Origin of the sequence: Brasilonema octagenarum UFV-OR1, from assembly GCF_963888615.1 — a bacterium.
Classification (GTDB): domain Bacteria; phylum Cyanobacteriota; class Cyanobacteriia; order Cyanobacteriales; family Nostocaceae; genus Brasilonema; species Brasilonema sennae.
The window spans coordinates 22,833-44,606 of the sequence record NZ_CAWPKW010000269.1; the positions used below are offsets into that span (position 1 = coordinate 22,833).

16 protein-coding genes are annotated in these 21,774 nt (G+C 41.4%); 10 read left to right on the plus strand and 6 right to left on the minus strand.

Annotated elements, in window-relative coordinates; genetic code table 11:
* Positions 1 to 386 precede the first annotated feature (386 nt).
* Together AC5590_RS22440 and AC5590_RS22445 are read left to right on the plus strand one after the other, a co-directional pair.
* Entirely contained in the window at positions 387 to 5,186 is a 4,800-nt protein-coding gene (locus AC5590_RS22440) for an nSTAND1 domain-containing NTPase (protein WP_169265622.1), read from the plus strand.
* Positions 5,187 to 5,413: 227 nt separating this feature from the next.
* Entirely contained in the window at positions 5,414 to 5,683 is a 270-nt protein-coding gene (locus tag AC5590_RS22445) for an RNA-binding protein (RefSeq protein WP_169265623.1), read from the plus strand.
* A gap of 89 nt (positions 5,684 to 5,772) precedes the next feature.
* Here AC5590_RS22445 and purT read toward each other — a convergent pair whose 3' ends face one another.
* Both purT and AC5590_RS22455 read right to left on the minus strand, forming a co-directional pair.
* Positions 5,773 to 6,951: a formate-dependent phosphoribosylglycinamide formyltransferase gene (gene purT, locus AC5590_RS22450; protein ID WP_169265624.1), complete on the minus strand. Its 1,179-nt coding sequence runs from the start codon at positions 6,949 to 6,951 to the stop codon at positions 5,773 to 5,775.
* Between the two features lie 70 nt (positions 6,952 to 7,021).
* Positions 7,022 to 7,519: a pentapeptide repeat-containing protein gene (locus AC5590_RS22455; RefSeq protein ID WP_171976570.1), complete on the minus strand. Its 498-nt coding sequence runs from the start codon at positions 7,517 to 7,519 to the stop codon at positions 7,022 to 7,024.
* A gap of 469 nt (positions 7,520 to 7,988) precedes the next feature.
* Here AC5590_RS22455 and AC5590_RS22460 point away from each other — a divergent pair, with 469 nt between their 5' ends.
* Positions 7,989 to 8,552, plus strand: a complete 564-nt coding sequence (locus tag AC5590_RS22460; protein ID WP_169265625.1) for a hypothetical protein — start codon at positions 7,989 to 7,991, stop codon at positions 8,550 to 8,552.
* Positions 8,553 to 8,576: 24 nt separating this feature from the next.
* Here AC5590_RS22460 and AC5590_RS22465 read toward each other — a convergent pair whose 3' ends face one another.
* From AC5590_RS22465 to AC5590_RS22480, 4 genes are all read right to left on the minus strand, one after another.
* Positions 8,577 to 9,203, minus strand: coding sequence for a TenA family protein (locus tag AC5590_RS22465; protein ID WP_169265626.1), 627 nt, complete (start codon positions 9,201 to 9,203; stop codon positions 8,577 to 8,579).
* Between the two features lie 26 nt (positions 9,204 to 9,229).
* Entirely contained in the window at positions 9,230 to 11,158 is a 1,929-nt protein-coding gene (locus tag AC5590_RS22470; RefSeq protein ID WP_169265627.1) for an ABC-F family ATP-binding cassette domain-containing protein, read from the minus strand.
* A gap of 145 nt (positions 11,159 to 11,303) precedes the next feature.
* Positions 11,304 to 11,720 carry a DUF1824 family protein gene (locus tag AC5590_RS22475; RefSeq protein WP_169265628.1) on the minus strand — a complete coding sequence of 139 codons (417 nt, stop codon included), beginning with the start codon at positions 11,718 to 11,720 and terminating at the stop codon, positions 11,304 to 11,306.
* A 79-nt stretch (positions 11,721 to 11,799) separates the two neighbouring features.
* Positions 11,800 to 12,642 (minus strand): prohibitin family protein, encoded by an 843-nt coding sequence (locus AC5590_RS22480; protein ID WP_169265629.1) that lies wholly within the window; start codon positions 12,640 to 12,642, stop codon positions 11,800 to 11,802.
* A 214-nt stretch (positions 12,643 to 12,856) separates the two neighbouring features.
* Between AC5590_RS22480 and AC5590_RS22485 the strand changes: the two genes are divergently transcribed.
* The 7 genes from AC5590_RS22485 to AC5590_RS22515 all read left to right on the plus strand — a co-directional run bounded on the left by AC5590_RS22485 (position 12,857) and on the right by AC5590_RS22515 (position 21,351).
* Positions 12,857 to 14,602, plus strand: a complete 1,746-nt coding sequence (locus AC5590_RS22485) for an ABC transporter ATP-binding protein (RefSeq protein WP_211178480.1) — start codon at positions 12,857 to 12,859, stop codon at positions 14,600 to 14,602.
* Positions 14,603 to 14,644: 42 nt separating this feature from the next.
* A complete protein-coding gene (gene ccmS, locus AC5590_RS22490; RefSeq protein ID WP_169265631.1) occupies positions 14,645 to 15,088 on the plus strand; it encodes a beta-carboxysome assembly chaperone CcmS in 444 nt (147 codons plus the stop codon).
* 418 nt (positions 15,089 to 15,506) lie between these two features.
* Complete coding sequence (locus AC5590_RS22495; RefSeq protein ID WP_169265632.1) at positions 15,507 to 16,172, plus strand: serine/threonine-protein kinase; 666 nt, start codon at positions 15,507 to 15,509, stop codon at positions 16,170 to 16,172.
* 663 nt (positions 16,173 to 16,835) lie between these two features.
* Complete coding sequence (locus AC5590_RS22500) at positions 16,836 to 18,131, plus strand: glycoside hydrolase family 10-like protein (protein ID WP_211178481.1); 1,296 nt, start codon at positions 16,836 to 16,838, stop codon at positions 18,129 to 18,131.
* A 265-nt stretch (positions 18,132 to 18,396) separates the two neighbouring features.
* Entirely contained in the window at positions 18,397 to 19,293 is an 897-nt protein-coding gene (locus tag AC5590_RS22505; protein WP_169265634.1) for a glycosyltransferase family 2 protein, read from the plus strand.
* A gap of 767 nt (positions 19,294 to 20,060) precedes the next feature.
* Positions 20,061 to 21,035 (plus strand): sodium-dependent bicarbonate transport family permease, encoded by a 975-nt coding sequence (locus tag AC5590_RS22510; RefSeq protein WP_169265635.1) that lies wholly within the window; start codon positions 20,061 to 20,063, stop codon positions 21,033 to 21,035.
* A 4-nt stretch (positions 21,036 to 21,039) separates the two neighbouring features.
* The gene (locus tag AC5590_RS22515) at positions 21,040 to 21,351 is read left to right on the plus strand and encodes a P-II family nitrogen regulator (RefSeq protein WP_169265636.1); all 312 of its coding nucleotides are present in this window, start codon (positions 21,040 to 21,042) and stop codon (positions 21,349 to 21,351) included.
* Positions 21,352 to 21,774: the final 423 nt, after the last annotated feature.

The following is a 21,774-nucleotide window of genomic DNA, read 5'->3' on the forward strand; positions in this document are numbered from 1 at the left end:
AGCCCTGACTCTTAGTCATCTAATTGACATGTTAATTTGGTAGATACAAAATGTCAGTCATGAGGATGCCAGCAAATATCAAGCTAATTACTATCAAACTTCACAACTCTTAAAAGATTCTACGTTAGTTCAATCTGAGAATATCATACAAGAGATTGAACAAGATGACAATTTGCTTATAGACTAGACAAGTAACGATTGATCTCATAACAACTGAATTTCTAAATCATGAAAAAAATTATTCTCTACTACAGTAGGAGAACTTACGATTGCGAAATGAAATAGATTGATTCATAATTCTTATCTTTAATGTGAAGATAGGAAAAAAAACTGATTGAGTGTGTAGCAAAGAGCATAGCCGCAAATAAAAAACAGAAGTCTTCTCCATGAGTAAATCAGTTGTTATTAACTTAGGAAGCGGTGATTTAAACAACGGATTCCCAAATGTTACTGCTCGATTATGGTCATCAGGAAAATCCCTTGGACAGCAATTTATTGGTAGCTTACCCCCAACACCATTTTTAGTACAATTATTACATAATTGGCAGTCAAATTATAAAAATATCTGTGGTCGCCAACAGTTGCGTTCTTCATTGATTGAAGAAGATGACGAACTGGAAATTGACGAAGACGGCCTCACAAATGTTTCCGTTGTCAGTTTTGACGATGTGTGCCAAAAATTACAGGAAAAGATTAACGAGTGGCTCAAGTCTAGTGGATTTCTGAATATAGAACGGCAACTGCGATCGCAACTACAACCCACAGAAGAAATTCGCGTCATTATTGAAACCGATGATAACTTAATACGGCGATTACCTTGGCATCGTTGGGACTTCTTTAATGATTATCCCAGAGCAGAAATGGCGCTTTCCCAAACAGAGTATAAATCTCGGGAATTATCAAAATTAAAATTACATAGAAAGAAAGTTAGAATTTTAGCAATTTTAGGTAATAGCCAAGGTATCGATTTAGACAAAGAAATCAAGTTTCTTAATAGTTTAGAAGATGCAGAAATAATTTTTATTGTCAACCCCTCTCGTCAAGAATTTAACAATCTTCTTTGGCAAAATGATGGCTGGGACATCCTTTTTTTTGCGGGTCATAGTCAAACAGAAGGTGCAACAGGCAAAATTTATATTAATGATAATAAAACTAATAACAGCTTAACAATTGAACAGTTAGAAGAAGCTCTCAAAGCTGCGATTGATAATGGGTTACAACTAGCACTATTCAACTCCTGTGATGGGTTAGGATTGGCTAATGCGCTGGAAAAATTGAGTATTCCGACAGTGATTGTCATGCGGGAGCCAGTGCCAAATCTAGTAGCACAGGAATTTTTTAAGTATTTTTTAGAATCTTTTGCAATTCAACGACTGTCTTTATATTTAGCAGTTCAACAAGCACGCAGAAAGTTGCAAGGTTTGGAAGATGATTTTCCGGGTGCTTCTTGGTTACCTGTGATTTGTCAAAATCCAGCCGTGGAACCGCCGAGTTGGCTAAATTTAGGCGGAGTTCCTCCGTGTCCTTATCGTGGGTTATTTGCTTTTCGCGAGGAAGATGCTCACCTGTTTTTTGGGCGGGAACATTTTACACACAACTTGGTGACGGCGAGCAAAAGAAAGCCGTTGGTGGCGGTGGTAGGTCCGAGTGGAAGTGGTAAGTCGAGTGTGGTGTTTGCTGGGTTGGTTGCTCAGTTACGCCAGGACTCATATACTGACTGGCAGATTGTCTCATTTCGTCCAGGTCATAATCCTTTTGACGCCTTAGCAGGAGCATTGACTTCTAGCGTTGGCGAGGCTTTATTGCTTCAGTGTCTTCAAAAAGGTAATTTAAATAACAATCTATATCCTAAATTAACTGGTCGTCGCCTGATTGAATTAGAACTAGAAATAGCACTGCAACAAGATCACAAAGTTTTATACAAAATTATTGAAGGTTTTGTCCGGCAAAACCCGAAAACTCGTCTGGTTATAATAGCAGACCAATTTGAAGAACTCTACACTCTTTGCTCACAAGAAGAACGCCAAGGTTTCTTAGATGCATTACTCCATGCAGTTCGGTTAGCTCCAGCATTTACTTTAGTTATGACCTTAAGGGCTGATTTTTACGGATATGCCCTTTCTTACAGACCTTTTAGTGATGCATTGCAAGGAGCAGTCCTCAATCTTGGTCCAATGAACCGTGAAGAATTGCGATCGGCGATTGAACAGCCAGCGGCACAAATGCAGGTGAGACTAGAAAAGGAGTTGACAAAAAAACTAATTAATGATGTTGGGGAGCAGTCAGGACGTTTACCATTGCTGGAGTTTGCTTTAACACAACTGTGGTCAAAACAGACAGATGGGTGGTTGACTCATGCAGGCTACGAGGAGATTGGCGGTGTCGAGGAGGCTTTGGCTATCCACGCCGAAGCAGTGTATGCTCAGCTTGATGAAGCAGACCGAAGTCGGGCGCAGCAAGTGTTCATGCAGTTAGTGGGTTTGGGGGAAGGAATCGAGGCTACGCGGAGATTGGCAACTCGTGATGAGGTGAAGTCAGAAAACTGGGATTTGGTGAGGCGCTTAGCTGATGCACGTCTTGTGGTAACCAACCGCAACGAGTTATCGGGTGAAGAAACGGTGGAAATCGTGCATGAGGCGCTGATTAGAAGCTGGGGACGCCTAGAGGGGTGGATACAAGTTGATGGTGAATTTCGCTATTGGCAAGAGCAGTTGCGATCGGCAATTCGTCAATGGGAAAGTAGCGGTAGAGATGAAGGAGCACTACTGCGTGGAAAGCCACTCTCCGATGCAGAATACTGGCAGAGCAAACGCATAGACGAACTGAGTACAGGGGAGAGACATTTCATACAGCTTTCTTTAGCATTGCGGGATAACGAGCTAAATAAGCAAAAGCGTAGACGCCAACTTACTATCTTAGGACTCACAGGTGGCTTAGTGGGAGCTTTAATGCTGGCTGGGGTAGCGTGGTGGCAATCCCATAAAGCAAGCGTCAGCGAGATCCAAGCTGTGACCAAATCTTCTGAAGCATTGTTTGCCTCGAATAACAGATTGGATGCGCTTATACAAGCAATTACAGCGAAGGAGAAATTAAAAACAATAGGTACGGTAGATGCAAATATCCAGGATCGGCTTGAATCAGCTCTAAAACAGGCAACTTATACGGTGGTTGAACATAACCGCCTGATAGGGCATGGCGATAAAGTTAACGCAGTCGCCTTCAGCCCCAATGGTCAGCTCATAGCCACAGCAAGTAGTGACAAAACAGTCAAACTCTGGAAGCAAGATGGTACTTTGCTTAACACTCTCGTTGGACATAGTGATAAAGTTTATGGAGTTGCGTTCAGTCCTCAAAGTAATATCATTGCCACAACAAGTGGGGATAAGACAGTCAAACTCTGGAAAGCCAGCGATGGTACTTTGGTTACTACTCTCAAAGGACATAGTGATAGAGTTTACGGAGTTGCGTTCAGTCCTCAAGGTAATATCATTGCCACAGCAAGTGTGGATAAGACAGTCAAACTCTGGAAAACTAGCGATGGTAATTTGCTGACTACTCTCAAGGGGCATGGTGCTACAGTTTACGGAGTCGCTTTTAGTCCTGTTCGCGTAGCGTCCCCGCAGGGGTTTGGTCAAGTGATTGCCTCAGCAAGTTGGGACAATACAGTCAAACTGTGGAAGCTTGATGGTACTTTGGTTAACACTCTCATTGGACATAGCGATAAAGTGAATGCAGTCGCGTTCAGCCCAGATGGTCAACTGATTGCTACAGCAAGTTGGGACAAAACAGTCAAACTCTGGAAACGGGATGGCACTTTACTGACTACCCTTTCAGGACATAGCGATAGAGTTTACGGAGTTGCGTTCAGTCCTGATAGTGATACAATCGCCTCGGCTGGTTGGGACAAGACAGTCAAACTGTGGAAACGGGATGGCACTTTGCTGACTACCCTTTCTGGAAATAGCGATACTATTTGGGGGGTAGCGTTCAGCCCAGATGGTAAGACAATTGCTTCGGCAACTAGCGACAAAATAGTCAAACTCTGGAAGCGCGATAATATCTTGCTGACCAAGCTGAATGGTCATAGTGGTGGGGTTTATGGAGTCGCGTTCAGCCCCAAGGGTGAGATAATTGCCACAGCAGGTGACGACAACACGGTGAAACTCTGGAGAGCTAGCGACGGCACTCTGCTGACGACTTTAAAGGGACATAAGGCTGGAGTTTGGGCAGTAACGTTCAGTCCTGACGGTCAAACAATTGCCTCGGCAAGTAGCGACAAGACAATCAAACTCTGGAAGCGAGACGGCACTTTGTTGACTACCCTTAAGAATCATAGTGATGCGGTTAACGCAGTTGCGTTTAGCCCGGATGGTAAGATCATTGCCTCAGCAAGTGACGACAAAACGGTAAAACTACAGAAGCTAGATGGTGAGTCAGCGCTACAGGAGGGTATCCCTCGTACCGGCTCTGGCGAACCCCGTTCGCGTAGCGTGCCCTTTGGGCATAGGGGCACTTTGCTAACTACCTTGAGACATGATGATGAAGTTTGGGGAGTAACGTTTAGCCCAGATGGTCAGACAATTGCCTCAGCAAGTCGAGATAAAACGGTAAAGCTTTGGAAGCCAGATGGTACCTTGCTGACCACCCTTCCTACGGAACGCTACGCTAACAAAGGTCACAATAGCGGAGTTTTCGGAGTAGCGTTCAGTCCGGACAGTCAGACAATTGCTACGGGGAGTGAAGATAAAACGGTGAAACTGTGGAAGCGAGATGGCACTTTGCTGACTACCCTTCCTACGGAACGCTACGCTAACAAAGGTCACAATAGCGGAGTTCGGGGAGTAGCGTTCAGCCCCGACGGCAAAATGATTGCTTCAGCTAGTGACGACACAACGGTAAAATTCTGGAAACGAGATGGTACTTTGCTGACTACCCTCAACGCTCATAGGGCGATGGTTTGGAGAGTGGCGTTCAGTCCTGACGGTAAGACACTTGCTTCAACGAGTGACGACAAGACAGTGATTCTGTGGAATTTGGATCGTGTTCTAGATACAGATAAAGTCGTGAGCTACGCTTGCGATTGGGTCAAGGATTATCTGAGAACGAATGTACAGGTGCACCAGAACGTTAGCACGGCTCCTTTACAGGAGGCTCGCCGTTTCTGTAGTGGGGTTAAACCTCAATAGCTTCAAGCAACATGATTACATTTTCCGCATTTTTCTCTCCTTAGTGCATAAGTTAATTCTGCTTACACCTAATAAAGAGTGTAGAGGCAAAGCTCTGTTAGCTAAACTAACCTTCAGCTTTTTTGATAGAGCTTCATTCTACATAATCAAACTTTCTTCAATGCGTAAATCCTACGCTATTGTTGCAGTTTTGATGATCTTTTTGTGTAACTTTTTTGGAGAAAAATATGACTTTACTAGTTGGTAATCTTCCTTCTGAAGTAACTGAGGCAAATTTAAGAGAGCTTTTGAGAAAATTTGGCAGAGTCGGAAACATTGACATTTTTCCTGAAGCCAGTTTTGCAACAGTAGCAATTGAAGGCGAAGTAAATGAGGAGTCTGCTGTTGAAGAACTCAATGGCGTGGAAAACTTTGGGCAGATACTTAAATTTTTCAAATCAGATTTACCCGACCAAGTGGTAGGTGGAAGCCGCGATCCAAAGGGACCAGGAGGCTGAAGCAATCCCAAGTCAACCCCCACATTTCATGACGACGGAGGGGTACCAGCGCTAAAGTACAATCCAAACAGAGCAGACCGAAAGATGAATTAGGGTTGGTATTTTAATTTGATTTTACTTGCAGCTCTATTCGCCTTTTCGCGAGCCTCTTGAATATCACTTCCTTTAGCCAAAGCGACTCCCATTCGGCGATAAGGATGGGCATTAGGTTTACCAAATAGCTTAATGTCCACATCTTTTTCTGATAGCGCTTCGGCTACACCTGTATAAGCAATAAAATCTGATTTTTCCGTAGCTAAAATAACAGCACTCGCTGAATAACCCAACTGTTCTATATGAGGAATTGGCAATCCTAAAATCGCTCTCAAGTGTAATTCAAATTCGTTAAGATTTTGCGAAATTAATGTCACCATTCCTGTATCATGAGGTCTAGGGGAAAGTTCCGAAAAAATGACTTCGTCCTTAGTGACAAAAAACTCAACACCAAAGATTCCTGCCCCTCCTAATGCATCGGTGACTTTTGTAGCGATTTCTTGGGCTTCAAGAATCATTTGTTCTGAAACTTCTGCTGGTTGCCAAGATTCTTGATAATCTCCTCTTTCTTGCCGATGTCCGATAGGAGAACAAAAAATTGTCGGTGCATTCCACTGCTTAATTGTTAGTAAAGTAATTTCTATCTCAAAATCAATGAATTCCTCGACAATCACCTTTTGACTGTCACCTCTGGAATTGGCGATCGCATAATTCCACGCCTTCTCAACCTCACTCTTTTCTTTAACTACAGATTGCCCTTTGCCAGAAGATGACATCACAGGTTTTACTACATTAGCAAACCCAATTTCATCAGAAACTGCAACCGACTCTTCTAAAGTTGTCGCATAACCATACTTAGCAGTGCGAATACCTAATTCTTTATGTGCTAGTTCTCTGATTCTGTCTCGGTTCATTGTATAGTTAGTCGCGGCTGCAGTTGGTATAACTGTAATTCCTCGGTGCTCAAATTCCAAAAGTTTTTCTGTTCTAATTGCTTCAATTTCTGGTATGATGAAATCAGGCTGATATTTGCTAACCACTGCTTCCAAATCATCAGCACTTAGCATAGAAATAACTTCCGAACAGTCAGCAACTTGCATAGCTGGAGCATTAGCATAGCGGTCAACAGCAATCACATAATTGCCAAACCGTTTAGCAGCAATAACAAACTCTTTGCCTAGTTCTCCAGAACCTAGCAACATTAATTTTTGGGGTAGTTTCATCGAATTATTCATTAATTTTTCCTATTTATTTACAATTTCAAAAACTTTCTTTACTTCTTTTATACCTTTGTACTTCGTTATTTTAATCATCTTCTTCCAAATACTTGAATATAGCACCGCGAAGCCGTAAATCTTGGCGCTGAATTTTTGTCAATCCAATTCCTTCTCCAAACTCACACTCTTCTATAAGAGCACTTAACCATATAGTTTCATTCAGAGTAGCACCGTTCAAATTAGCATTTCTCAAATCTGCGTTTGTAAAATTGGCAAATATGAGGTCTGCATTCACGAAAGTACTTCCTCGTAGGTTTGCACTTGATAAATTACCACGGATAAAGTTGACTTCATCTAAAATCAAGTAAGATAAGTCTGCTGCCATTAAATTAGGGAATTTCAGCTGACTGGGATTTTTCAAAAACCGCATGACACAGGCTATATTGGCTTCATTAAGGCACATCTTGGTTAAAAAATCATAGCGGGCTATTCCAAGTTGCTTAAGAATTTCTAGACGCTGTTGGGGATTTTGTTCTAAAAACTGAATAGCGCAACTACGCAAGTTTTGAGTAGGAGTATGGAGCATAATCATCAAAATTTTGTAATCTTATCGATTTTTCAAATCTTTCTTGGCTAGTTCTTTTGTGCAGCTACTGAAAAGCTTTGCTATCATCAGTAGTGTGTTAGTTATAGCTCTAACATATAGCAATCCTAAATGAGTTGTAAAAATTATTTTTTGAACGAACCGCCAAGTCGCCTTAGCGTAGCGTGCGCCTTAGCGCATAGGACGCCAAGAAAAGAGAAAAGAGAGAATTTTACGAATGATTTAGGATTGCTATATTAGCAGATATTTATGTCAATACAGTTGCTGTTAGTCGTATTTAAGATCCCCCAACAGAGTTAAAAAGGGGGCTTAGTTCCCTCCTTTTTAAGGAGGGGTAGGGAGGATCAACCCTTAAGTGAACTGTATTGATACTTATGTAAAAATTCATCCGGGTAAGAATCAGTATGATTCGTAAAGTTAGGTAATTACAGAGTTTGTTATTACAGTCACTATGAAAGGAATAATCAAACCGTATCAAATGAAAGGTCGTGTACTAATAATAGTAATCTTGTTTGGCATTATTTCACTATTCTGCTTCAGCTTTTTCGCTAAAGTTGTGAGAGTAAAATTTGTCGAAATTGATTTTGTACTAAAAAGATTAGAAATTCAAAAGGAAGCACAGGTAGAAATTCCTTATACTATTGCGAAAGTTGATGTACAAAGACGGTTAGGTTCTGATGTGAAGCCTGATCCGAGATGTTTATTTTGGGCGACAACTGAAGTAGGTAGAGGCTGGACTAATGATTCTGAGGATCGTGATTTTTTCATAGATTATTATATACCTTTAAATAAAAAAGCAATGATTTGTACAACACCAGCCCTAGCAGCTGCACTCATTGCTAAGCGTCACGAAAAACCGCTTTTGTATAAAGTTTATCCAACAGAAGATGGTTTTCATGTTCGCATTGTTGAAGGTCTTTCAGAAGTAAGAGAACCTTGTAAAAACTGGACAGGGAATGTTGATTGTGCAGATCCTATATTGTCGCGACAGGGAGTTGTAAGGTATAAGCCCTAGAAGATAACACATGCAGCTTTCTCTCTACTGTGCTGCATTGAAAGCCATCTGCCAAAAATCTTTCTCGAATGTTGCTACTCTTAAAAAAGCTTCTTGTGCTTGCTGGTGAATATTTTCTGAAGCTGTTTGCAACACCTCATCAGCTTGATGTTCTAAAAGTTTTACATATTCAGTAAAACCTGCATTTCCCCATCTGTCTGCAAACTCTGTGTATGGTTCAACCATGACTCCAGGCAATTGCCAACCTTGATTGTATGCTAATTCAATTGCCCAAAATGCAGTTGCTTGTACTGGATAAGGCATTGTAGCAAGAGTGTGCATATATTCACAATATTGTATGCAGGTTGGTTGTTTTGCTACGTCGAGATTAAGCTCTCGTTGGGCTGCTTTTTCTTTAAACCAATTGAGTTCATCTTTCAGTGCTGCGAGTCCTGCTAGTATAACATCAAAATGATCTGGGGGTGCGATCGCCAACACTCGTCCCACCATGCGTGTGAAATCGACAACGAACAGATAATCTTGTACAAGCCATGTGTTAAATTGCTGGGAGTGAATTGTTCCTAATTTACACTGCTCAAGAAAGGGATGCACAGTTGCTTCGTGCCAAGTTTGAGTATGGTTTTGTAAGAGTTGTTTGCAGGTCAGGTTCATTGTTAGTCTGTTTCTAAAATATACAATTAAGATTCAATCTCAGCTAATTCCATCCAACGTTCAGTCGCCTGATCAATTTCTTCCTTCAGGGTTTCCACCTGTTCATACAGTTTTTGTACTTGAGAGTAGTTACCAGGAGGAACATTCGCCATTGCTTTTTCTGCTTCTGCTTTTTCGACTTCCATCTTGGCAATTTTACCTTCCAACTGCTCAAATTCTCGCTTTTGCCAATTAGATAATCTACGCCGTTTTTTCGTTTCGGTTTCTTTGGCAGATGTTGTCTGTAACGTCTCTGTATTTTTTGGCTTTTCTTTAGTGTTACTTATCTGTTGCTGTTGTGCTTCTTCTGCTTGTTTATAATCTAGATAAACTGAATAATTTCCCGGATATTGTCGGATTTTTCCACCTTCTTCAAAGGCAAAAATCGTATCTACAGTGCGGTCTAGAAAATAGCGATCGTGGGAAACGACAATCACACAACCGGAAAATTCTTCTAAATATTCTTCCAGTACGGCTAATGTCTGTACATCTAAATCATTCGTGGGTTCATCTAATATTAAAACATTCGGCGCACTCATCAAAACCCGCAACAGAAATAAACGCCGTTTTTCACCACCAGATAGTTTATGAATTGGGGCATACTGTTGATTACCAGGAAACAGAAAACGCTCTAACATTTGGGAAGCAGTAATTCTTGTTCCATCGGCAATTTTGACAAATTCTCCTTCTTCTTTAATGTAATCAATCACTCGCTGATTCTCATTCAACGCTGATTGTAATTCTTCGGAATGCTGGTTAAAATAACCAATGTGAATTGTACCACCAATTTCTACACTTCCTGAATCTGGATGAACACGTTCTGTGATCATATCTAGTAACGTAGACTTACCAGCGCCATTAGAACCGATAATACCAATACGGTCTTCTGGACTAAACTCGTAGGTAAAATCCTTAATTAAACTACGTCCGTTATAAGCTTTAGATGTATTATTTAGCTCAATAACTTTTTTGCCAATGCGACGACTGGGTGTAGAAATATCAACTTTACCCTGAGCTTGTTTAAACTCAGTTTCCTGCATACCGTGAACCCGTTCAATTCTCGCTTTTTGTTTCGTACTGCGAGCTTTTGGTCCTCGTTTTAGCCATTCTAACTCACGCCGCAAAACACCTTGATGTTTGCGTTGACTACTAATAGCAGATTCTTCTGCTAATGCTTTCTTTTCTAAATAATATGAATAGTTACCTGTGTAGGTATAAATGTCTCCTCGGTCGATTTCGATAATACGATTGGTTACCTTATCCAAAAAGTAGCGGTCGTGAGTAATAAGAAAGAGTGCGCCACGATAGCGATTTAAATAACTTTGTAACCACTCAACAGAATTAGCATCGAGATGGTTTGTCGGTTCATCCATCAACAACAACTCTGGTTCTGACAGCAAGGCTGTAGCTAAAGCAATGCGCTTGCGATAACCACCAGATAAAGTCCCAACAACAGCATGAAAATCTGTAATTCCTAACTTTGAAAGAATGATTTTAGCATTTGTTTCCAGTTCCCATGCACCAACTGAGTCCATACGCTGCATTACAGAAGAAAAACGCGCCATCAGTTGTTTATCTTCTGGTGTATGAGCTAATTTATCAGAAATTTCCTCGTACTCACGCACCAATTCCATTTGTTCGCCGCTGTCAGCGAAAACCTGCTCTAAGACTGTGCGATGTTCATCTAAATCTGGCTGCTGAGGCAAGTATACAATTTTAGCTCCTGAATTTGCTAAAACTTGACCACTGTCAATCGGTTCTAATCCGGCAATCATTTTTAATAAAGTTGATTTCCCAGAACCGTTAGTACCAATTAAGCCAACCTTATCAGTAGCATCCAAGCTAAAGCTAGCATCTTTCAAGACTTCCTTGATACCAAAATCTTTTTTAACAGATTGTAGGGTGATAAGACTCATATCAATTTAAGTTTGAGATTTGAACTGCAGACAAACACTGATAAACGCAGATAATTATCTATTTTATCAGCGTCTCTATGCGTGTATCTTCAGTTACAATTATAGAGTGTGCTATGGTCAAAGGTGAGCAATGCCTATCCTAGTATTAAACAAATAAATCAAGGGGCAAATGCCCGTACATTTCGTTAATTCCACTTTGAGAGTAAGACTGGCAAGAAACTAATACACCCCGATGATGTCCTGAGTAAGAATCCAGATGGCATATACCATTTTTGCCGTTTAATTTAATGTAAACTGGACCTTCAATCTCAGGTAAATTGCTTGGTGGTTCATAACCAAAAGCATAGGAATATGTTTTCATCGCTAGTATTCCTTCCTCTGACGTTTCAGCACAAATACCTAATATTTGGTAATCAGAAATCTTAGCTAGCAAAACTAAAGCTTGACAAGTTAAGGTTTTTTCTGATGGCTTGAGGTTGGGAGGAATGTCTACACAGTTAAATTTATTGAGAATCTTTTTGGCGTCTTGAATAGTGAGATTACTCTGATTATTGCTTGACATAATTTTTTTATTATTCCTTGATGTTCTCTATCTGCTTCTTAAGTAGGGTACACACCCTGATTCAGGGTGAAAATTGTGATTAATCTTGCAAATTAGCGAAATTAAAGAGAAATGGTACACTATTTTTTGTATCACCACTCATAACGAGGACTTTTGGCATCTGAGCACCTCCACTCTTCCAAGATTCGATCGCTTCTTTTTGCAGAACCAACTGCCCACCTTGAGCTTTTAAAGTTTCAGCTAAAAGTCTTTGAGCTTCCGCTTTTCCCTTAGCACGGTTGATCTCTGCTTGAGCCTCTTGTTCAGCTTCTCGGGCTATATACACAGCTCTTTGTGCTCTTTGCTCTGCAATTTGTTTTTCTTCAACTGCTTTGGCAAATTCTGGGGAAAATGTTAAATCAACCACACTGGTATCTAACACAATTATTCCATATTTATCTAAGCGTTGCCCCAATGCAGCATCAAAGTCTTCTTTCAACTCATTTCTTTTTGTAATCGCCTCCTCAACTGTTCTTTTAGCAGCTGCAATTTTAAAAGATTCTTGGGTTTGAGGTGCAATAATTTTGTTGACAATATTTTCTAATGTTCCTTGTGTCCTTCTAATATCAACAACTTGTATAGGATTAATACGAAAGTTAATAGCAAATCTGGCAGATAGAGTTTGCAAATCCTTGGTTGAACTTTCTCCTGGAACCTCAAACTTTTGCACAGTCAAATCATATACATCTACTCTGGAAATGAAGGGCGGTATAACGTGAATACCCTCGATTAATGCTCCATCTGTGGCTTTCCCCAAGATACTAAGTACTCCTGCTTGCCCTGGATTTATAATAATAAAGGAATTAAAGCTAAAAATGACAAGTATTGCTGCCACAATTCCTGCGACTACAGTTTGCCAATTCCCGAATGACTGATTTTTCAACTCGTTATCTCCTTTGCATTTTCAGACAAATCTTGTTAATAGTGATACCTTACTCCCCACCTTTCGTGAGACACTTGGTAGTTAATTGTGGTAAAATTTTAGATTCACGCATCTACAAACAACTGTGGTTAAGGTATCCAAATCTCATCGGGCATCAAAAAGACAGACAAGCGCAGTAGGTGATCCTCAGATATCGTCTCCAAGTAACCCCTTCATGCGGCTGTTAAATTACGGACACCAGTATCGTAAACTAATCTGGCTGGCGACGATTTGTTCTATCTTGAATAAACTTTTTGATTTAGCACCACCTGCGTTAATTGGCGTCGCGGTGGATGTGGTGGTAAAGCAGCAAAATTCTATCATCGCTCAATGGGGAGTGAAAGATGTTTTTGGGCAATTTTTTATTATTTCGTTCCTGACTGTAATCATCTGGATACTAGAATCGGTTTTTGAATACGCTTACGAAAGGCTTTGGCGTAATTTGGCACAGGACATTCAGCATGATTTGCGTCTGGATGCTTATGAACATTTGCAAGAGTTAGAACTCGCATATTTTGAAGAACGCAGTACAGGTGGTTTGATGTCTATTCTCAGTGATGATATCAACCAATTGGAACGTTTTTTAAATGGTGGGGCAAATGATATTCTCCAAGTTGTTACAACAGTTGTCATTATAGGTGCTGCTTTCTTTATTTTGGCTCCTAGTGTTGCCTGGATGGCAGTATTGCCGATACCATTTATTCTTTGGGGTTCGTTTGCTTTTCAAAAATTACTCGCACCTCGCTATGCTGATGTCAGAGAAAAGGTTGGTCTTCTCAACTCGCGTCTTGTGAACAATTTGAGCGGTATTACTACTATTAAAAGTTTTACCTCCGAAGATTACGAAATTTCACGTTTAACAAAAGAAAGTGAGGCATATCGCCGCAGTAACGCTAAAGCAATTAAACTTTCAGCTGCATTTGTTCCCTTAATCCGGATGTTGATTTTGGTGAGTTTTACAGCATTATTGCTGTTTGGGGGAATTGCAGCAGCGAATGGCAAAATATCTGTCGGTACATACAGTGTACTATTATTTCTCGTCCAGCGGTTACTCTGGCCTTTAACAAGATTAGGTGATACTTTTGACCAATATCAAAGAGCAATGGCTTCCACAAATCGAGTGATGAATTTGTTGGATACTCCTTTGGCGATTCATACGGGAGACACACATTTACCGACTGATACAGTACGTGGTGAAGTGGAGTTCAAAAATGTCACTTTTGCTTATAAAGATAGGTTACCAGTTGTGACAAATCTATCTTTGCAGGTTCCAGCAGGCAAAACAATCGCTATTGTTGGTTCTACTGGTTCTGGGAAAAGCACTTTGGTAAAACTTCTATTGCGATTGTATGAAGTGCAATCAGGAACAATGACTCTTGATGGAATTGATATACAACAATTAGAACTACAGGATTTGCGCCGTTGTATTGGTTTGGTCAGTCAGGATGTTTTCTTATTTCACGGTAGTATAGCAGAAAATATTGCCTATGGCAGTTTTGATGCTTCAGATGATCAAATCATCACAGCCGCTAAAATCGCTGAAGCACACGAATTTATTCTGCAATTGCCTCAAGGATATGAGACCATAGTCGGCGAACGAGGACAAAAGTTATCTGGTGGACAACGACAGCGGATTGCTATTGCCCGCGCCATCTTAAAGAATCCACCAATTTTAATTTTAGATGAAGCGACATCAGCAGTCGATAATGAGACTGAGGCAGCAATTCAGCGATCGCTAGAACATATTACTGTCAATCGAACAACAATTGCGATCGCACACCGTCTTTCCACAATCCGCAATGCTTCACGTATCTATGTCATGGAATACGGACAATTTGTTGAATCAGGAACCCACCAAGAACTACTGGACAAAAGCGGAGTTTATGCGAGTCTGTGGCGCGTGCAGTCAGGTTTGAGGTAAACTTTTCAAAAATCCAAAAGATATCCAAAATATAAAGTTACTATGATGTTTGCTTCCACCCAATCTCAATCACCAAACGACGAGTGGCGTCGCCAGTTAAATAGATTCGTCAAAGAAAATCAACAGGAATTAGCAGCACTGTCTTGGGGTTTGTGGTTAGAAAATGGTGACGGCAAGGGTACGATTGGTATTGATTTGCAACCAACACCACACTTTGTTTATTGTCCCAAAGAAGCCATAGAACAATTCAATACCACAGTTGAGAACAGACTTCAGGAAATTTTAGGGATTGTGAAGCACCATAAACCAGAAGTAGAAGTTCTCATGCTCGCAATTGCTAAAGACCAAGTCAAGTTAATTTATTTTGAACCAGAACCTGCACCACCAAGTTGTTATGAACGAGTTGGTAAAGATGTAGATACTGTATTAGAACATTTGGAACAGGTTTTGAGCAAGCAGTTTAACGCTGAACAATCAGCCCAGTAATCAAATTACAACATTGGGAAAAATCAAGGTCAATCAATTTTGGATTTAGGATTTTAGATTTTGGATTAACTCCACCGGCTTTGGCTGCGCTCAGCCCAAGCTAAAAGTGCTCTGGTTGGAGCGGAGCGAAACCAAGCCTAGATTTTTAAATTTACGATTTTGGATTAATTCCGTCCTTCTTGGACGGGGCTTGTACCCTTCGGCAAAGCTCAGGGCAAGCCGAAAATCAACACCAAGTACCTCTGTCGGGAAACAAGGACTATGGCACAAAGTGCCACGTTGCGCGAACAGTATTGGCTCCCCAATCTAAAATTTCAAATCTAAAATCTAAAATTGTTTCGCTCAGAAAAAGGTTACTATATGGGAGAATTCCATCTAAAATCTGTAGTAACTGGAACCCAGTATCGATGGAGCACACATGAATCGGCTAATCGAGAGTGTCCACCAAGACCTACTTCCTCGGTTCCAAATTGAAAGCGTAGATCCCCACGACCCAGTCAAAGTCCGCCATGTGCCCAAACCCTGGCAACTTCTTGGGGCGGGGAACTACGCCGCAGTGGTTTATCACCCAGACTACCCTGAGTTTGTGATAAAAATTTATGCACCCGGACGCCCCGGTTTTTCTGAGGAGGTAGAGGTCTACCGCCGCCTGGGTTCCCATCCTGCTTTCTCTGAGTGTCTGTATGCCAATGATGGCTTTTTAATCCTGAAGCGGTTGCATGGAGTTACTCTCTACGACTGTATGCAGCGTGGTCTACGGATACCGAAGCAGGTGATACACGACATTGACCAAGCTTTAGATTATGCCCGTAAGCGCGGTCTCCACCCCCATGATGTCCACGGACGTAATGTGATGATGTACAAAGGTAGGGGACTAGTTGTGGACATCTCGGACTTTCTGCATGAGGAGGCTTGCTCAAAGTGGGATGACCTGAAAAAGGGATACTACTGGCTGTACCGCCCCTTCCTCTCCCCGCTTGGGATACGGATACCCTACTTTGTCTTGGATGTTGTTCGCAGGAGTTATCGTTTCTTGATCCGCTTAGTTTCACGCCTAAAGCAACTCAAAAGCAGACGCTTTTAGCAGCACTAGTAATTTGCCAACCGAAAAATGCGCTTGTGAGGACTGGGGAAAGGAGAAAGGTTAAAGGCAAAGGGATTAAAAAACCTTGCCGCTTCGCCCCTAATCCCCACCCGACCATCCCCTTTTGGGCTTATTCTTTACCCCGCAGGCGTTCCCTTGGGGAACTACTAAAAGCCAGGACTTACGCACGGACAACGTAGCCATAATTGCGACCGCAGGGAAGCAATCGCAACCCATTGTTTTTAGTGGCCTGTGCGTAAGTCCTAAAAGCAAAAGCAAGAGTAATTATAACTAGTAAAGTGTTATATATAAAACCCACATTTATAAAAGTGCGGTTATGATTAATGAGTTTTTACGGTAGCAAAAATTACTTTTTATCCCAAAGAAGTTATATGCAATTGCACGGGCGGTGGTGAGCGAAGAGCAATCGCTATTTATACAAAAGCAACAGTTGGCACTTGTGACCTACTAGCTACGTCAACTATCTTGCTGTGCTAAGTCTGCTTTGGTTTTTCTGATGCAGTGACTTTATGCGCCGCTTTTAACGAACGACTACCAATTCATGGATTTCTTTAAGAACCACAAAAACTTGTAGGCTGGATCATGAGTAGATTGTATCACAAAAGTTACCAGTGGTGTGAGGTAGCTAATGTATTCAAGTATATGAAATTGCGTTTGATTCCTCAAGCTTGGTGGCGAATGTACAGATTACAACGTCATAAAGGACGAGTCCTCAAACGTCTTTCCCCATTGTTTTTTTTGGTATCATTTGTGACGGTACTACTATTAAACAGCCTTACCCCTGCCATCGCCCAAGAAGCAGCTCCCTCTGAAAGCATCCCGCAGCCACCCCGTCAGGAAATTCGTGGGGTTTGGATGACTAATAACGATTTTGACACCCTCAAGAATCGTGCCAAGGTACAGGATGCAATGAATCAACTCAGACGGCTGAACTTCAACACGATTTATCCTGTGGTGTGGAATTCTGGATATGTGATGTATCCCAGCGCGATCGCAAAAGGTGCAGGTATTCAGCCCTTTGTCTTACGAGGCTCAGATGGACATGATATTCTTGCAGATCTGATTGCCCAAGCACATCGCCAAAACTTGCTCGCAATTCCTTGGTTTGAGTTTGGCTTCATGGCTCCCCCAACGTCAGAACTGGCGTTGAATCATCCGGATTGGCTCACACAAAAACGGGATGGTAGCGAAACTTCGATTAGTGCAGCTGGTGAAGTTGCGTGGCTTAATCCCTTCCATCCAAAAGTGCAGCAGTTTATTACCGATCTCGTGCTGGAAATTGTCACTCAATATGATGTTGATGGCATTCAGTTTGACGATCATATGAGTTTGCCGTACGAATTTGGCTACGATAAATACACTGTTGCATTGTATAGTCAGGAAACTAAAAACAATCCCCCAGCTAATGCACAAGATGCGGCATGGATGCGCTGGCGAGCAGATAAAATCACGGCGTTCATGGTACAACTCAATCAAGCTGTCAAAGCAAGAAAACCCAATGTGATTTTCTCTGTTTCCCCCAATTATTACGACTTTGCTTACAAGTTTCAACTACAAGATTGGCTCAGTTGGGTGCAGCAAAATATAGTCGATGAGCTGATTGTGCAAGTTTATCGTCCCAACCTTGCGAGTTTTACCACAACAATTTCTCGTCCAGAAATTCAACAAGTGCAGCAAATAATTCCAACTGGAATTGGTATTATGGCAGGATCCCAAAAAGGCTCAGTATCAATGCAGCAAATTTCATCCCAGGTACGGGCTGCTCAAGAACGTGGCTTGGGTGTGGCTTTCTTCTACTACCAAAGCCTCTGGAACTCTGCTCCAGAACCTGCCAAACATCGACAGGCTACATTTCAAACTCTTTTTTTGACTCCCGCACTCCGCGCTAGAGCCAGAATAGAATTACCTTTGAACACAACAAGTGCACAAGAACCGTAGCAATCCTAAATCATAAGCCGTTGCAGGCACGCTGCGCGCTCCGTGAACAACAAGATTCCCGACTCCTTTAAAAGTTGTTGGGAATCTCAACAGGCGCGATTTATGCGCAAAGCGCAGGGACTTTAACACAACTCAAATAGGACAGCTATTTTTCAAAAAAGGTGTAAAATTTAGAGATTAGCAACAGGTTAAAAAGCAATTTTGACTAGTAAAAGAAAATGTGTTAGGCGTTGACTTACAGTTACGCTTTTTACTCAAAACGATCATGAATACTCAACCTTTATTTTCTATCATTGTTCCTGTATATCAAACAGAACGCTTTCTGGAGCAATGCTTAAGATCTCTAAAAAATCAGTCTTTGAGAGATTTTGAGTGTATTGTAGTGAACGATGGCAGCAAAGGAACGAGAATAGAAGATTGGTACAGAGATCAGGATATTGATTGGAAATCGAAACTGAGTATAGTCAATATAGAAAATCAGTTTCAATGTAGGTATATCTTTAATCAGATTGTAGGTGATGACCTAAGATTTAAATATGTTGAACAATCTAACAAAGGTGTATCTGTAGCCCGCAACACTGCTATAAAATTAGCAACAGGTAAACATATTGTTTTTGTCGATTCAGATGACTGGATTTTACCCAATCATTTGGACAATATTGTTAATGTAATTGAAAAGCAAAAAAACCAGCCTAACTTCACTTTTAGTTTGATTACTAGAGCCTACAACACGGGACGCACAATTAAACGTCCGATTCCACGTAGTTTGAATTTAGCAAACCTAACTTATTCCCATTTCGCATGGTCTTGGAACAGCGTTTATAGCCTGGACTTTTTACAGAAGTACGGGTTGGTTTTTGACGAAAAGTTAGGTTATGGTGCTCAGAACTTTTCTGGGGCAGTATCGGTTAAAAAGGAGGATGTTCTTTTTAGCTATGATCATTTTTACGCTCTACATAGAGAGTATAACCTAAAACATGTAAGGTTTGTGGATTACTTACAGACATATATGTACAGGGATGTTGCTAAAGCTGAGAAAAAAGCTTTAGATGATATGCTAAATGGTGAGCAAGCCTTTCTAAGGTATCTGCACAATAAGTACGAAAATGAAGATATTCCTCGCTCAGCAAAAATTGCTCTAGCCTCTCAGTATCCTGGCTAACCAGAATACTGGGCAATGCAAGTTGTAGAAGACCTCAGCATAAGAAAATGTCTCAAAAGTTTTAAATAACTGATTTTAATAACGCAAGTTGCTTTAACATCAAACGAATTATTGCGACAAAAATAAAAGCCTCTGAAGTTTGCTGTAAAATTCCTGCTGCGCTGTCTCACCCTGGGCGGGTTTCCCGACTTGAGGCATGTGGCATGGGAAATAGAGGATTTTCCTTGTGGTACGAGGTCTTATATCAAGTTCGCTTAATCACTTATAAATCCCGAAATTACCCCACCCGCGCTTCGCGCACCCTCCCCTTAGCAAGGGGAGGGTTGGGGAGGGGTAACACGAGGACTCCAATGATAACTAATCATCCGAACTTGATATTACACCCCTGCCCCAGAGGAAAACTGGGTAAGACCCCCACCAAATCTACAATTTGGTGGTTCTTAATTGGTGTTGGATCCTGTGCCCGCACCAATGACTCCCCCTACACCCTTATACCCTTATCCCCCTACACCCCTAGTTTTTGACTTTTTGCCTTCCCGACTTTTGCAAAAGGTTTAATGAAATTTCTTTGTTGCGAAAGTGCCTAAAAACAAGGGTTAAAGATTATTATTAGCCAAAATTGAGAAAACAAATCTATAGAGATACTTCGTCAATCAATTGACATAAGGTCACACTACGCGATACATCATGATCCAAGGGTTACATGAGTTTCTCAAAATGCAAAGTTTTCTAAATTTTCGGTTGCATCACTACGAGGAGGGATAGACATGGATGCTAGTTTGATCGTATCCAACATTTTGAATCCGCCAGTTCTGTTTTTCTTTTTAGGGATGACTGCTGTTTTTGTCAAGTCGGATCTGGAAATTCCTCCCCCCGTGCCCAAACTTTTTTCGCTTTATCTGCTGTTTGCGATTGGGTTTAAGGGGGGAGTAGAACTGATGAAAAGTGGAATCACGACCGAAGTGCTTCTGACACTGCTCGCAGCAGTGTTGATGGCTTGTGCTGTCCCGATTTACACTTTCTTTATTTTAAAGGTGAAGCTGGATGTTTACGATGCAGCAGCGATCGCCGCAACCTACGGTTCTATCAGTGCTGTCACCTTCATCACCGCGAGTGCTTTTCTAACTGAACTTGGCATTGCTTATGATGGCTACATGGTGGCAGCTCTTGCTCTGATGGAATCTCCAGCGATCATTGTTGGTCTTATCTTAGTAAATTTATTTACCGTTGAGAAAGGCAAGGCGCGAGAGTTTTCTTGGCCAGAAGTTTTACGAGATGCGTTTCTGAACAGTTCAGTGTTTCTACTAGTCGGTAGTGTTCTGATTGGATTCTTGACAGGAGAACGTGGTGGGAAAGTGTTGGAACCCTTTACTCAAGGATTGTTCTATGGAGTTCTGACCTTCTTTTTACTGGATATGGGATTGGTGGCTGCTAGAAGAATTAAAGATTTGCAAAAAACAGGATTTTTCCTGATCTCATTTGCAATCCTGATTCCAATACTGAATGCAGCTATTGGGTTAGCGATCGCCAAATTCCTTGGTATGTCTCAAGGAGATGCACTGTTGTTCTCCGTACTATGTGCCAGCGCCTCTTACATCGCTGTTCCAGCAGCCATGCGGTTGACTGTTCCGGAAGCGAATCCCAGCTTGTACGTTTCTACGGCTCTGGCAGTAACATTCCCCTTCAATATTATTGTGGGAATTCCGGTGTATTTGTACGTAATTAACCTGTTTTGGAGCTAATAATATGCACCTAGTTAAAAGGATAGAAATTATTGCTAACTCCTTTGAGCTTGGCAAAATTTTAGATCGTTTAGATAAGGCAGGTGTAAACGGTCATATTGTAATCCGAAATGTTGCTGGCAAAGGATTACGAGGAAGAGCGGAAGATTTAGACATGACGATGCTCGATAATGTTTACATCCTCGCGTTCTGTGCGCCTGAGGAAATAAAGCCTGTTGTAGAAAACATCAAACCTCTGCTGAATAAGTTTGGAGGCACCTGTTATATCTCCGATGTCATGGAGATTAGCTCTGTAAAATGTGTTGCGTCAATGTGAGGCAATCATGAACCCAATCAAGTGTTTCATCACTTAAAAATAGCCGGCATTACAACCCATCCTTAAAGAATAGAGATACGATAAGCTACTGTTTGAAAAAAAAATTTACTAACCATTAGAAAATGGAGAGATTTTTATCAACTGTTCAACCGATACACCAATACGATTCAGTTAAGAGTTGATCCTCCCTAGCCCTCCTTAAAAAGGAGGGAACTGAGCAAGCTTTTTTAGCTACGGTGTACACACATCTCGTTTCAAACCTCACCCTCGCTTGAATCGGCGCTAAAATCTTTCCCTCTCCTTGCTAAGGAGAGGGATGCCCGACAGGGCAGGGTGAGGTTCCGAACGCGAGTGCGTCTCGTAGAAGCCTAGTACAGCACGGCGTAAATAAACCAAGTATTAGACAGCTAACACTTTACCCTT

Coding starts and splice junctions, on each gene's coding strand:
- AC5590_RS22510 (WP_169265635.1), top strand. CDS start 20,061: ATGGATGCTAGTTTGATCGTATCCAACATTTTGAATCCGCCAGTTCTG.
- AC5590_RS22440 (WP_169265622.1), top strand. CDS start 387: ATGAGTAAATCAGTTGTTATTAACTTAGGAAGCGGTGATTTAAACAAC.
- ccmS (WP_169265631.1), top strand. CDS start 14,645: ATGATGTTTGCTTCCACCCAATCTCAATCACCAAACGACGAGTGGCGT.
- AC5590_RS22495 (WP_169265632.1), top strand. CDS start 15,507: ATGAATCGGCTAATCGAGAGTGTCCACCAAGACCTACTTCCTCGGTTC.
- AC5590_RS22455 (WP_171976570.1), bottom strand. CDS start 7,519: ATGCTCCATACTCCTACTCAAAACTTGCGTAGTTGCGCTATTCAGTTT.
- AC5590_RS22470 (WP_169265627.1), bottom strand. CDS start 11,158: ATGAGTCTTATCACCCTACAATCTGTTAAAAAAGATTTTGGTATCAAG.
- AC5590_RS22445 (WP_169265623.1), top strand. CDS start 5,414: ATGACTTTACTAGTTGGTAATCTTCCTTCTGAAGTAACTGAGGCAAAT.
- AC5590_RS22515 (WP_169265636.1), top strand. CDS start 21,040: ATGCACCTAGTTAAAAGGATAGAAATTATTGCTAACTCCTTTGAGCTT.
- AC5590_RS22475 (WP_169265628.1), bottom strand. CDS start 11,720: ATGTCAAGCAATAATCAGAGTAATCTCACTATTCAAGACGCCAAAAAG.
- AC5590_RS22505 (WP_169265634.1), top strand. CDS start 18,397: ATGAATACTCAACCTTTATTTTCTATCATTGTTCCTGTATATCAAACA.
- AC5590_RS22460 (WP_169265625.1), top strand. CDS start 7,989: ATGAAAGGAATAATCAAACCGTATCAAATGAAAGGTCGTGTACTAATA.
- AC5590_RS22485 (WP_211178480.1), top strand. CDS start 12,857: ATGCGGCTGTTAAATTACGGACACCAGTATCGTAAACTAATCTGGCTG.
- AC5590_RS22465 (WP_169265626.1), bottom strand. CDS start 9,203: ATGAACCTGACCTGCAAACAACTCTTACAAAACCATACTCAAACTTGG.
- AC5590_RS22500 (WP_211178481.1), top strand. CDS start 16,836: ATGAAATTGCGTTTGATTCCTCAAGCTTGGTGGCGAATGTACAGATTA.
- purT (WP_169265624.1), bottom strand. CDS start 6,951: ATGAATAATTCGATGAAACTACCCCAAAAATTAATGTTGCTAGGTTCT.